General features: G+C 66.3%; 11 protein-coding genes. 1 reads left to right on the plus strand and 10 read right to left on the minus strand.

The genetic code is table 11. The features are described from left to right. Window positions 1-18: 18 nt before the first annotated feature. Window positions 19-1,233 carry a phosphoserine phosphatase SerB gene (gene serB / locus U8L64_RS16940; protein WP_043297748.1) on the minus strand — a complete coding sequence of 405 codons (1,215 nt, stop codon included), beginning with the start codon at window positions 1,231-1,233 and terminating at the stop codon, window positions 19-21. 167 nt (window positions 1,234-1,400) lie between these two features. On the opposite strand from serB, the gene U8L64_RS16945 reads away from it, so the two are divergent. Continuing rightward, window positions 1,401-2,909, plus strand: a complete 1,509-nt coding sequence (locus U8L64_RS16945; protein ID WP_138300501.1) for an AhpA/YtjB family protein — start codon at window positions 1,401-1,403, stop codon at window positions 2,907-2,909. 178 nt (window positions 2,910-3,087) lie between these two features. On the opposite strand, the gene U8L64_RS16950 is transcribed toward U8L64_RS16945, so the two are convergent. The 9 genes from U8L64_RS16950 to U8L64_RS16990 form a co-directional block, all read right to left on the minus strand. Further along, window positions 3,088-3,792, minus strand: coding sequence for a PqiC family protein (locus U8L64_RS16950; protein WP_138300502.1), 705 nt, complete (start codon window positions 3,790-3,792; stop codon window positions 3,088-3,090). 181 nt (window positions 3,793-3,973) lie between these two features. After that, window positions 3,974-6,232 (minus strand): DNA topoisomerase IV subunit A, encoded by a 2,259-nt coding sequence (gene parC / locus U8L64_RS16955; RefSeq protein ID WP_333398329.1) that lies wholly within the window; start codon window positions 6,230-6,232, stop codon window positions 3,974-3,976. Then, the gene (locus U8L64_RS16960) at window positions 6,229-6,756 is read right to left on the minus strand and encodes a retropepsin-like aspartic protease family protein (protein WP_167134410.1); all 528 of its coding nucleotides are present in this window, start codon (window positions 6,754-6,756) and stop codon (window positions 6,229-6,231) included. The genes parC and U8L64_RS16960 overlap by 4 nt, the downstream gene beginning before the upstream one ends. Next, a complete protein-coding gene (locus U8L64_RS16965; RefSeq protein ID WP_333398330.1) occupies window positions 6,753-7,733 on the minus strand; it encodes an esterase-like activity of phytase family protein in 981 nt (326 codons plus the stop codon). The genes U8L64_RS16960 and U8L64_RS16965 overlap by 4 nt, the downstream gene beginning before the upstream one ends. Further along, window positions 7,730-9,616, minus strand: coding sequence for a DNA topoisomerase IV subunit B (gene parE, locus U8L64_RS16970; protein WP_333398331.1), 1,887 nt, complete (start codon window positions 9,614-9,616; stop codon window positions 7,730-7,732). The genes U8L64_RS16965 and parE overlap by 4 nt, the downstream gene beginning before the upstream one ends. Window positions 9,617-9,631: 15 nt before the next feature. After that, window positions 9,632-10,249, minus strand: coding sequence for a YqiA/YcfP family alpha/beta fold hydrolase (locus U8L64_RS16975; protein ID WP_314018085.1), 618 nt, complete (start codon window positions 10,247-10,249; stop codon window positions 9,632-9,634). Window positions 10,250-10,326: 77 nt separating this feature from the next. Next, on the minus strand, window positions 10,327-11,142 hold the full coding sequence (gene cpdA / locus U8L64_RS16980) for a 3',5'-cyclic-AMP phosphodiesterase (RefSeq protein WP_165593743.1): 816 nt from the start codon (window positions 11,140-11,142) through the stop codon (window positions 10,327-10,329). A gap of 106 nt (window positions 11,143-11,248) precedes the next feature. Then, the gene (locus U8L64_RS16985) at window positions 11,249-11,695 is read right to left on the minus strand and encodes a DUF1249 domain-containing protein (RefSeq protein WP_043297760.1); all 447 of its coding nucleotides are present in this window, start codon (window positions 11,693-11,695) and stop codon (window positions 11,249-11,251) included. Then, window positions 11,692-12,309: an NUDIX domain-containing protein gene (locus U8L64_RS16990; RefSeq protein WP_054094080.1), complete on the minus strand. Its 618-nt coding sequence runs from the start codon at window positions 12,307-12,309 to the stop codon at window positions 11,692-11,694. The genes U8L64_RS16985 and U8L64_RS16990 overlap by 4 nt, the downstream gene beginning before the upstream one ends. Between the last annotated feature and the right edge of the window lie 163 nt (window positions 12,310-12,472).

Here is a 12,472-nt window from a genome sequence, read left to right on the forward strand (position 1 = left end):
TGCCTGACGGCGACCGTGCTACTCCGCGCCTTCCCGGTCGCGATAGCCGAGCAGGTAGAGGATACCGTCCAGCCCCAGGGTGGAAATTGCCTGCTTGGCCGACTGCTTGACCAGCGGTTTGGCGCGGAACGCCACGCCGAGCCCGGCCAGACCGAGCATCGGCAGGTCGTTGGCGCCGTCGCCGACCGCGATGGTCTGCTCCAGGCGCAGCCCTTCCTGCTCCGCCAGCTGGCGCAGCAGATCAGCCTTGCGCTGGGCATCGACGATCGGCTCGACTGCCACGCCGGTGACCTTGCCGTTGACGATCTGCAGTTCGTTGGCGAACACGTAGTCGATGCCCAGCTTGGCCTGCAGCTGCCGGGCGAAGTAGCTGAAACCACCGGAGAGGATTGCGGTCTTGTAGCCGAGCCGCTTGAGCTCGGCGAACAGCAGCTCGGCGCCCTCGGTCAGGCGCAAGCTGGCACTGATGTCCGCCAGCACGTCCTCCGAGAGCCCTTCGAGCAGCGCCAGGCGCTCCTTGAAACTGGCGCGAAAATCCAGCTCGCCGCGCATGGCGCGCTCGGTGATCTCCGCCACCTGCTCGCCGACGCCGGCGGCCTTGGCCAGCTCGTCGATGACCTCCGCCTCGATCAGCGTCGAATCCATGTCGAACACCGCCAGACGCCGATTGCGGCGGAAGATCGAGTCGCGCTGGAAGGCGATATCGACATTCAGCTCCTGCGCCACGCTGAGGAATTCGGCACGCAGCGCCGCGGTGTCCTCCGGCTCGCCGCGCACGGAGAATTCGATGCAGCCCTTGCCCAGCTCCTCGGGCACGTCCAGCGGCATGCGCCCCGAGAGGCGGTCGATGTGGTCGATGTTCAGGCCGAACTTCGCGGTGATCGAGCTGACCCGGTGCAGCTGCTCGGCGGTGACCTTGCGCGTCAGCAGGGTCACGATATGCCGCGACTTGCCCTGACCGGCCACCCAGTGCTGGTAGTCGTCTTCGGACACCGGCGTGAAGCGCACCTGCTGGTCGTGCTTGTAGCCCATGAACAGCACGTCCTTGAGCACCGCCGAAGCGCCTTCGCTATCGGGCAGCTCGACCAGGATGCCAAAGGACAGCGTGTCATGGATCACCGCCTGACCGATGTCGAGGATGTTCACGCCACCCTGCGCCAGGACGCCTGTGATGGCCGCAGTCAGACCGGGACGATCTTCCCCGGTGATGTTGATCAGGACGATTTCGCGCAAGGCGCAACTCCCATGACAAAGAAGGCGCGCATTCTACAACATCCACGCCGGGCTATCCGGTACGCACGGGACGTCGACGTTTCGTCCGCTTTACCGCGCAGACCTTCAGCCGCCATCGCGCTTTCCGTATACTGCCCGCCAATTTCCTTCGAGAAGAGCCGCGCTCTGTGAACCGGCCCGCATCCGTCAAGCCAGACAATTTCTTCCTCATGCTCTACCGTGCCGTGCGCCAGCACCGCGTCCCACTGGTGCTGCGCATCGCCAGCCACACGCTGCTGCTGGTCGCCCTGGCATTGGTCATCTATGCGTGGGTGATCGGCATGCAGTTCAAGCAGGCGATGGAGCAGCAGGCCGATGCGCTCGGCCAGAGCCTGGTCACGCAGACGGCCGCCTCGGCTACCGATCTGCTGGTGGCCAACGACATCCTCAGCCTCAACGTGCTGCTCAGCAATCTGGTGAAGAATCCGCTGGTCGCCCATGCCGCCATCTACAGCGTGGACAACCGCGTGCTGGCCGAATCCGGTACGCGGCCGCAGCACAGCCTGCTGGGTGACGACAAAGGCCTGTATTCCACGCCGATCAGCTTCCAGGAAGTGATCGCTGGCCATCTGCGCATCAGCCTGGACATGCAGCAGTTCCAGCAACCGATGACCATCAGCCTGCAGAGCATGGGGCTGCTCAGCCTGATCCTGCTGGCGCTCGCACTGGTGCTGAGCATGCGCCTGGGCCGCCAGCTGTCCACGCCGCTGTTGCAGCTGCGCCTGTGGCTGCGCGATCCGGACGATCCGGCACCGGGCGCCGGGCGCCAGGACGAGATCGGCGACCTCGCGCGTCAACTGCAGGCGCGTCTGGTGCCGGAAAAACCCGAGCCGGAACTGGATCTCGGCGAAATGCTCGACGATGGCTATTTCGATCAGCCCGACCCGCGTTACGTCGGCGAACCGCCGGCGGTGGCGCCGACACAGTCGATCGAGCCGTCATTCGGCGCGCCGTCGGCCCTACGCGCCGACGATGATTTCGAACCGTTCGGCGCCTTCGACGACGAAGATCCGCCTTTCGCCGCCCCGGCGCCGCCGGTCCCGACACCACCGGTCGCACCGCGCAAGAGCGCAGTGCTGGCCATTCAGCTCGGCGGCCAGGAACAGCTGCGGCGCCTGCCGCGCGAACGCCTGACCGATCTGCTGCAGCGCTATCGTGACTCCCTGCAGCAAGCGGCAACGCTCTATCAGGCGGAACTGCAGACGCTCAACGACGGCAGCAGCCTGATGCTGTTTCATAGCCAGGACGATGAACAGAACTACCTCACCCACGCGATCTGCTGCGGCGAGCTGATGCGCGCGCTGAGCCACGCGCTGCAGATCGAGGTCGCCGACAGCGGGCTGACCCTGCAGCTGCAACTGGGCCTGACCGAAGGCGAAGGTCTGTACGAACTCAGTCAGGGCGATCTGCTGCTCAGCGATGCCGCTCAGGCGGCATTGGCGATGTCGCTGCACAGCCGCAACCTGCTGCTGGTCGAGCGCAGCATCGGCGACGACCCGCTGATCAGGCAGCGCGCGCGCATCCGCCCGATCGCCAGCCCGGAAGGTGCCTGCTGCGTGGAGCGCCTGCTGGAGCCGTACCCGTCGCTGCTGGAGCGCCAGCTGACCCGTATGCACGAGCTGCGCCAGCGCAGCTGAGTCGCTGCGTGCCCTTCATCCCTCCCCTCGCGCCGCTAGCCGGCGCTTCCGTACCGACAGATGGCCACACGGAGCCTGGCCACACAGAGCCAGAGCCGGCCGCGGCTGCACGAAACATGAGGAATCGGGAAGCTGACGAGCCGGCCAGCGTCTTTCAGGGCCGGCTCGTGGGCGATTATCAGAAGCGGAATACTTCCATATCGGTACGGATCGGCTCCAGTGCGGGGATGCGCGGCACCTTCGCCTCGGCGGCCTTGTTCGGCCTGGCCGGTTCGCGCTTGGGTGCAGCCGGCTTGGCGACAGCCAGCGGCTTTGCCGCGGTCGCCAGCATTTCACCGAGACGCTGTAGCAGCACGCTCTGCGCATGCACCTGGTTGGCCGGCGTGCCCTGATGCTCCTCCTGCAGGCGAACCAGACGACTGCCCTGCAGCTTGCCCTGCTTATCCAGCAGTCGCCATTGCGCCTCCAGCACCGCTGGATGCGCCGGGCCGGAATCCAGCCGGGTAATGGCCAGTTCAACCTGAACATCCGGGGTGAATCCAGCGGCGGCCGGACTCAACTGCACACGCTGGGTCTCGAGCCCGGCGGCGAGCTGGCGCAACAGCAGCTGTTCGATGTCACCCTGCAGGCTGCCGGCCCAGCGCGCGTGCTGCGCATCGGCCGCCAGGCTGCCGTCGGGCAGGCGCTGCAGCATGGCATCACGCTGCAGATAATCGGCGAGGGTCACCGGCCCCAGCAGCACCGCCGGGCCATCGATCCGTTCCGGCATGGTGGCCGAACCATTCTCCAGGCGGTACATGGGCAGCGGCTGCTGCAGCATGCAGCCAGACAAGCTGGCGCTGAGTACCAGCAAGACAGTCGAAAGACGCAGCAACTTGTTCATTACCCTCTTACACCATGATCCAGGCTATGCCGCGGTAGACGCCGGCCACCCCGATCGTCGGTGACGGCCAGCCATGCGACTGCTGGACGGTCCGAAAGTCGGATCGACAGAGCGTCGCCGGTTTGAAAGGTGGCTATCTTCCGTGAATCCGACCCCGGACGCCAGCACTGAAGCGTGCCACTCAGCCCTGGCGCTCGACCTGCAAGCCATCGACTCGCTGGAAGCCACGCGGCAGCTTGTTGCCACGTCGCCCACGCTCGCCCTTGTAATGTTCCAGGTCGTCGGCCTTGAGCGACAGCGTGCGCTTGCCGGCCTGCAGCGTCAGCGTCGCGCCCGCTGGAAGCACCGCCAGATCGACCAGGTACTCCTCGCGGCTGGCCACACGTTCGCCAGGAATGCCGATGATCTTGTTGCCCTTGCCCTTGCCCAGCTGCGGCAGGTCACGCACGGGGAACACCAGCAGACGCCCTTCGGTCGTCACCGCCGCCAGCCAGTCGTCGTCGCGGCTGTGCAGCGGCCGCGGTGCCACCACTTTCGCACCGGCCGGCAGCGACAGCAGTGTCTTGCCGGCCTTGTTCTTGGCCTGCAGGTCATCACCCTTGACGACGAAGCCGTAGCCGGCGTCCGAGGCAATCACGTACAGCGCATCGTCATCGGGCAGCAGCACGCATTCGAAACTCGCGCCTGGCGGTGGCGTCAGGCGGCCGGTGAGCGGTTCGCCCTGGCCACGCGCCGAGGGCAGCGAATGTGCCGCCAGCGAATAGCTGCGCCCGGTGCTGTCGATGAACACCGCGTACTGGTTCGAGCGCCCGCCAGCGGCGGCCTTGAAGCCGTCGCCGGCCTTGTAGGAGAGCCCGGTCGCGTCGATGTCGTGACCCTTGGCGCAACGCACCCAGCCTTTCTCGGAAATCACCACGGTGACCGGCTCGGAGGGCAGCAGTTCGTTTTCCGACAGCGCACGGGCTTCGGCGCGCTCGATGATCGGCGAGCGCCGCGCATCACCGTAGGTCTCGGCGTCGGTCAGCAACTCCTTACGCACCAGCTTCTTCAGCTTGGTCTCACTGCCGAGCAGTGCCAGCAGCTGCTCGCGCTCCTTCATCAGCTCGTCCTGCTCGGCACGGATCTTCATCTCCTCGAGGCGTGCCAGCTGGCGCAGACGCGTATCGAGGATGTAGTCGGCCTGCAGCTCGGACAGCTCGAAGCGCGCCATCAGCACCGGCTTGGGCTGGTCCTCCGTACGGATGATGTGAATCACCTCGTCGAGATTGAGGAAGGCGACCAGCAAACCGTCCAACAGGTGCAGGCGCTTCTCCACCTTGTCCAGGCGGAACTGCAGACGGCGACGCACCGTGCCGATGCGATAGGTCAGCCACTCGCCCAGCAGCACACGCAGGTTTTTCACCTGCGGCTTGCCGTCCAGGCCGATCACGTTAGTGTTGACCCGGTAGCTCGACTCCAGCTCGGTGGTGGCGAACAGGTGGGTCATCAGCTCGTCGGCATCCACGCGGTTGGAACGCGGGATGATGACGATACGGCAGGGATTCTCATGGTCCGATTCGTCGCGCAGGTCGGCGACCATCGGCAGCTTCTTGGCCTGCATCTGCGCGGCGATCTGCTCCAGCACCTTGGCGCCGGACACCTGGTGCGGCAGCGCGGTGACCACGATATCGCCGTCCTCGACGCGATACACGGCGCGCATGCGCACCGAGCCACGGCCACTTTCGTAAATCTTCAGCAATTCCGCACGCGGCGTGATGACTTCCGCCTCGGTGGGAAAATCCGGGCCGAGGATGTGCTCGCAGAGCTGCTCGACGGTGGCGTTCGGCTCGTCGAGCAGACGCACGCAGGCGGCCGCGACCTCACGCAGGTTGTGCGGCGGCACATCGGTGGCCATGCCCACGGCAATGCCGGTGGTGCCATTGAGCAGCAGGTTGGGCAGGCGCGCCGGCAGCGTCGCCGGCTCGTCGAGGGTGCCGTCGAAGTTCGGCACCCAATCCACCGTACCCTGTCCCAGCTCGGACAGCAGCACCTCGGAATAGCGCGACAGCCGCGCCTCGGTGTAGCGCATGGCGGCGAAGGACTTGGGATCGTCCGGCGCCCCCCAGTTGCCCTGGCCGTCGACCAGTGTGTAGCGGTAGCTGAACGGCTGGGCCATCAGCACCATCGCCTCGTAGCAGGCGCTGTCGCCGTGCGGGTGGAACTTGCCGAGCACGTCGCCGACGGTGCGCGCGGACTTCTTGTGCTTGGCGTCGGCGTTCAGGCCGAGCTCGCTCATGGCATAGACGATGCGCCGCTGCACAGGCTTGAGGCCGTCGCCGATGTGCGGCAGCGCGCGATCCATGATCACGTACATGGAGTAGTTGAGATAGGCCTGCTCGGTGAAGTCGGCAAGGGAGCGGCGCTCCACGCCGTCCAGGCTCAGGTCGAGAGTTTCGCTCATGGTCGATCCGTGGCGTGTTGGCGCAGCACCAGGGTGCCGGCGCGCTGGGTGAATTCGAGACGTTTCAGGGCACTCATGCCGAGCAGAACCTGCTCGCTGTCGAAGCCCGGAGCGATGACCGCGCGTACGTCGCGCAGGATGATGTCGCCCAGCTGCAGGCGCTCGATCTGCGTGCGATAGCCGGTGGTGCGGCCATTGGCGGTCTGCAGCTGAACCGGCGCGCCGCGCTCGAGCTGCAGACGCCCGGCCAGTTCAACCGGTACCGCCACGTCGGTGGCGCCGGTGTCGAGCAGAAAGGTGACGGGCGCATCGTTGATTCGACCATCGGCGACGAAGTGCCCGCTGCGGTTGCCCGCCAGCTGCACCTCGATCTGGCCGTTCTCGACGCGCGAGACTGGCTCGCGATTGGGATTGGTACGCTCACCTTCCCAATCGGCGAAGAAACGCGTGGCGAGAAACAGGCCGGCAGCCCAGGCGAGCACCAGCATCACCCGCCCGGCGCGGCGACCGGCCGTCTGGCTCACGGCGCGTTCCAGCCGCCGGCCGGCGCGGCGAAACGCCAGACGATCGGGCGCTGCTCGCCATCGGCACGGCGCATGTCATTGTTGTCGACGCCGATCCAGGCGCCTTCGGCGTCGAGCCACAGCGCTTCGGCGGTACCGAAGCGCGTCGGGTAGCGCCGCGCCTCGCTCAATGCCGTCGCGACGAACGACCAGCAACGTTCCACAGCACCGGTCGCTGGCGCGCGACGGCAGACCTGATGCGCCAGCGGCTCCAGGGTGAACAGCTTGTCCTGATGGAAAGCCACGGCGGTGAAACCAGGCGCCGTGGGCTGTTGCCCGAGCGCTGGCGGCGGCAGTTCCTGACCGCCCTCGGCCAGCAGCACACAACCGCCGGTGCAGTGCCAACTGTTCTGCTGGCGATGCAGCACCAGCAGCCCGCGGCGCTCACGCTCGGCCGCCAGCCACATGCGCTCGGCAGCCGGATCGACAGCGATGCCTTCGAACATCGCATTGAAATGCAGCAGCATGCCGCTGGCCCGCGCCTGGCGTACCAGCGACGATGGCAGGCGCAGCCATTCGGCGCTGCCCGCCGGATTGACCCGCAGCACGCTGGCGTGCGCCTCGCTGACCAGGTAACGATTGCCCAGGCTGTCGCAGCTCAGGCCTTCGAAATCCATCTGGCCGCCGCGCAGCTGGCCGCTGACCCAGGTACGCATACGCATACCCCAGGGCAGGCCGCTGGCCGGTGGCGGAGGCAGATCGAAACGCTCCGCCTCCGCCTGCCATTCGCCGGCGCCGCCGGAGAGTCGGTAGAGGCGGTCGTCGTCGCGATCGGATACGGCCCACAGCGCATCGCCGCACCAGGCCAGGCCGGAAAGGTTGCCACCGCTCAAGCCGGCGACCACATGCTCGCTGACCAGCGGCAGCTCGACCGGCGCCGCGCTGGCCGGCACGGCCGCACCGAGCAGGCCGAGCAGCACCAGGCAGCGGCGAATCAAACCAGCACCTCGGCCAGGTTGCCCTTCGACTCCAGCCAGTTCTTGCGGTCGCCGGCACGCTTCTTGGCCAGCAGCATGTCCATGATTTCGCGGGTGCCGTCGAAGTCATCGAGAGTCAGCTGGACCAGCCGACGGGTGTTCGGATCCATGGTGGTTTCGCGCAGCTGCGGCGGGTTCATCTCGCCGAGACCCTTGAAGCGCGTGACCTGTGGCTTGCCGCGACGCTTCTCGGCCACCAGGCGTTCGAGGATGCCGTCGCGCTCGGCCTCGTCGAGGGCGTAGAAGATGTCCTTGCCCAGGTCGATGCGATACAGCGGCGGCATCGCGACGTAGACGTGGCCGGCTTCCACCAGCGGGCGGAAATGCTGGACGAACAGCGCGCAGAGCAGCGTGGCGATGTGCAGACCGTCGGAGTCGGCGTCGGCGAGGATGCAGATCTTGCCGTAGCGCAGCTGCGACAGATCGCTGGAGCCGGGGTCGAGCCCCACCGCCACGGCGATGTTGTGCACTTCCTGACTGGCCAGCACCTCGCCGCCGTCCACTTCCCAGGTGTTGAGGATCTTCCCGCGCAGCGGCAGGATCGCCTGGAATTCCTTGTCGCGCGCCTGCTTGGCGCTGCCGCCGGCGGAATCACCTTCCACCAGGAACAGCTCGGCGCGTGCCGGGTCCTGTCCGGCACAGTCGGCCAGCTTGCCCGGCAGCGCCGGGCCCTGGGTGATCTTCTTGCGCTCGATCTTCTTGCTCGCCTTCAACCGCCGGCCGGCGTTGTTGATCGCCAGTTCGGCGAGCTGCAGGCCCAGCTCGGGGTTGGCGTTGAGCCACAGACTGAAGGCATCCTTGACCACCCCGGAGACGAACGCGGCAGCCTCACGCGAGGACAGCCGTTCCTTGGTCTGCCCGGAGAACTGCGGTTCCTGCAGCTTCATTGAGAGCACGAAAGCGATACGTTCCCAGACATCCTCCGGCGCCAGCTTTACGCCGCGCGGCAGCAGGCTGCGAAACTCGCAGAACTCGCGCATGGCATCGAGCAGGCCCTGGCGAAGACCGTTGACGTGGGTGCCGCCCTGCGCGGTGGGAATCAGGTTGACGTAGCTTTCCTGCACGCTGTCGCCGCCCTCGGGCAACCACAGCAGCGCCCAGTCGACCGCCTCGGTATTGCCGGAAAGCGTGCCGACGAAGGGCTCGTCAGGCAGGCGGGCGAACTCGCTGACAGCATCGACCAGATAGGAACGCAGGCCGTCCTCGTAATGCCATTCGACCTTCTCGCCGCTGGCCTTGTCCTCGAAGCTGACGTTCAGCCCCGGACACAGCACCGCCTTGGCCTTGAGCACGTGCTTGAGCCGGCTGATGGAGAACTTCGGCGAGTCGAAGTACTTGGCATCCGGCCAGAAGTGCACGCTGGTGCCGGTGTTGCGCTTGCCGACCGTGCCGATGACCTGCAGGTCGCTGGCCTTGTAGCCGTCGGCGAAGCTCATGCGGTACTCGTTGCCGTCGCGGCGGACGGTGACCACCACCTGCGTCGACAATGCGTTGACCACCGAAATGCCCACGCCATGCAGGCCGCCGGAGAACTGGTAGTTCTTGTTGGAGAACTTGCCGCCAGCGTGCAGCTTGGTGAGGATCAGTTCGACACCAGGAACGCCTTCCTCGGGATGGATATCCACCGGCATGCCGCGGCCATCGTCGATGACTTCCAGCGAATTGTCGGCGTGCAGGATCACCTGCACCGAACGGGCATGGCCGGCCAGCGCCTCGTCGACGCTGTTGTCGATGACTTCCTGGGCAAGGTGATTGGGCCGCGAGGTATCGGTATACATGCCCGGGCGCTTGCGCACCGGATCGAGGCCGGAAAGGACTTCGATGGCTTCTGCGGTGTAAGACATGGGCGTCTCGATAGCTTATGAATCGGAAAAATCGGTCTCGAGCCAGAGCGTCGGAGCGAACCCGGCGAACGCCAGCAGCGCCGGCAGACGCTCGGCGAAGCCCTGAAAACCGTGGTCACCCCCAGCCTGGATCCGCAGCGCGCAGCCACGGTAGAAGTCGACGGCCTGGCGATAGTCCAGCGTTTCATCGCCGGTCTGCAGCCAGACCTGATAGCGCCCGGCATCCTGCGGCGGCGGCACTTCCAGCTCTGCCAGCGCCGCGACATGGTCATGGGTGAGTTCCCAGACTTCGCCGCTGTAGAGATTGGTCTGCGGCCCCAGGTAGCCATCGAAACGCCGATGCGGCAGCACCGCCGGATTGATCAGCAGCGCACGCAGACCATGGCGCTCGGCGAGGTGGGTCGCATAGTAGCCGCCGAGCGAGCTGCCGACCAGCAGCGGCCGGCCCAGCGCGGCCAGCTCCGTTTCCAGCTGGGCGATGGCCTGACGCGGATGATGGTGCAACGCCGGCACCCGCAGGCAGCCGGCCAGGCCGATGCGCGTGAGCGCGGCACTGAGCTGACGGGCCTTCTGGGACAATGGCGAGCTGTTGAGCCCGTGTATATAGAGGATGGCGGGACGATCGCTGGTCATTCGATTCGCTGGCAGGCAAGGGACGGGGAAGGCTACAAGGCGGACGCCGCACGGTGCAAGCTGCCTGCCGGCGCGGCTCAGTAGCCCTTGACGCTGTAGTCCACCTCGAAGTCGATGCCGCTGACGCGCGACACGCCAGTGTCCAGACGACCGTCGCCGTGCAGGCGCAGCCAGCGATACCCAGGCGCCAGGCTATCGACCTTGAAGCGCTCGCTACGCGGCGCGAACTGCACGCCGGTGGAGGGCGAGGCGAGCAGCCGCACGCCGTTGCGCACCTGCTCGAATTCCTGATGAATGTGCCCCCAGAGCAGTGCACGGACGTTGCGATGGCGGTCGAGCACCTCGAACAAGCGTTCGGGCTCACGCAGGCCGATGCTGTCCATCCAGCGACTGCCGATCGTCACCGGATGGTGGTGCAGGCAGATCAGGTGGTGCTGCTCGGGCGCAGCACGCAGCGTCGCGTCGAGCCACTCGAGCTGCGGCTCGTCCAGCACGCCGAACACTTCGCCGGATTGCAGGGTATCGAGCAGGATCACCCGCCAGTTGCCGCACTCGAACACCGGCTCCATCAGACTGGTCCCACGGGTCGCCTCGCGCATGGCTTCGCGCTCGTCATGGTTGCCCGGGCACCAGCGCGCAGGCGCGGCGATGCGCGTCGACAGTTCGCGAAAGCGCTGGTACGACTCGAGCGAGCCGTCCTGCGAGAGATCGCCAGTGGCCAGCAGCAGGTCAATATGCGGTTGCTCCTCGAGCACCAGATCGATCACCCGCTGCAGGCTGTCGCAGGTGTCCATGCCCAGCAGGGTGCCCTGCGCCGGCGCGAACAAATGGCTATCGGTCAGCTGCACCAGCAGCACCGACTCTTCAGCAGCGGTCAGGGATGCACCAAGCAAGGCCCTTCTCCTCGGGAAAATCGCAACCGAATTATGGTTGGCTCCACACGGGAGGGAAACCGCGGGAAGTGGGCGTGGATCACAGAACGGCGCCGGCGACGGACGCTCAGAGCACCGGCTCGAGTTCGTGGCCGCACGCCTGGCAATGGCTGAGCCACTCGCCGAGGAACAGGTTGAGCTGGCTCTTTTCGTCCGGCTGATGCATCTGTGCGTTGGGGTAATGGTAGATGCCACGCAGGCGCCGGGCATTCTCCGCGCGAACCACTTCGGCCATGCGCGCGTCGTGATACACGCGCACCTCCATCCTCGGCACCGGCAGCCAGCTCAGGCAGTGCTCCTGGCTGACCTGCACGGTGGTGGTGTAGGGGCAGTTTTCCAGCACCTGCAGCACCAGCACGCCGAGCAGCTGATCGCCCTGGCTGATGGCGATGCGCCGGGTACGGCCGGGCTGGCGCATCTCCGGCAGCAGACGCAGCAGGCGCAGGTAATTGGCCTCGCAGGTCGCCTGCAGCTCGGGCAGGTCGACCCGGTAGCGCTCGCGGCGCCGGTTCATTGCCAGGCTCCCCGCACGTCATCGCGGTTCAGCGCCAGCCATTGCAGGGCGATGATGCTCGCAGCGTTGTCGATGCGCCCGTCACGCACGGCCTGCAGCGCCTGCTGCAGCGTCCAGACGTGCACACGAATGTCCTCGCCCTCCTCGGCCAGGCCGAATATACCTTCAGCGTTTTGGCTGTCGCACCGACCGACGAACAGGTGGACCTGCTCGTCGCTGCCGCCCGGCGACGGAAAGTAGCGGGTCACCGGCCACAGCTCGCCCAGCTCCAGCCCGGCCTCCTCGATGGCCTCGCGGCGCGCCACCTCCTCCGGCTGTTCATCCGTATCGATTAGCCCGGCGACCAGCTCGATCAACCAGGGATTGCTCGCCTTGCCCAGCGCGCCGACGCGGAACTGCTCGATCAGCACCACCCGGTCCAGGCATGGATCATAGGGCAGCACGCACACCGCATCATGACGCACGAACAGCTCACGACTCAGCTCCGCGCCCATCGCACCGTTGAACTGGCGATGACGCAGGTGCAGGCGCTCCAGGCGGTAAAAACCGCTGAAGCATTGCTCGCGTCGCAGGATCTGGACATCATCCGGGCCGGGCTTGAAAGTCTCGCTCATCTGGACATCACTCACATTCGGTTGGACCGCACCCGCGCAGCGGCTGACATGATCCGCACTGCGCCGGCACTGGCATGACTACAGCCGCACATCGTGAGCCGTCTCCGTGATCATCCTAGCGCGCCGTCAACACCGCCGCAGCCCTCAGCTGACCGATGCAAGG

This window comes from Pseudomonas sp. FIP_A4 (assembly GCF_036701605.1).
GTDB classification, from domain to species: domain Bacteria; phylum Pseudomonadota; class Gammaproteobacteria; order Pseudomonadales; family Pseudomonadaceae; genus Stutzerimonas; species Stutzerimonas phenolilytica.

What these genes read in the sequence shown, in the direction of transcription:
- U8L64_RS16990 (WP_054094080.1), bottom strand. Translation starts at nt 12,309, where the DNA reads ATGAGCGAGACTTTCAAGCCCGGCCCGGATGATGTCCAGATCCTGCGA.
- U8L64_RS16985 (WP_043297760.1), bottom strand. Translation starts at nt 11,695, where the DNA reads ATGAACCGGCGCCGCGAGCGCTACCGGGTCGACCTGCCCGAGCTGCAG.
- parC (WP_333398329.1), bottom strand. Translation starts at nt 6,232, where the DNA reads ATGAGCGAAACTCTCGACCTGAGCCTGGACGGCGTGGAGCGCCGCTCC.
- U8L64_RS16950 (WP_138300502.1), bottom strand. Translation starts at nt 3,792, where the DNA reads ATGAACAAGTTGCTGCGTCTTTCGACTGTCTTGCTGGTACTCAGCGCC.
- U8L64_RS16975 (WP_314018085.1), bottom strand. Translation starts at nt 10,249, where the DNA reads ATGACCAGCGATCGTCCCGCCATCCTCTATATACACGGGCTCAACAGC.
- parE (WP_333398331.1), bottom strand. Translation starts at nt 9,616, where the DNA reads ATGTCTTACACCGCAGAAGCCATCGAAGTCCTTTCCGGCCTCGATCCG.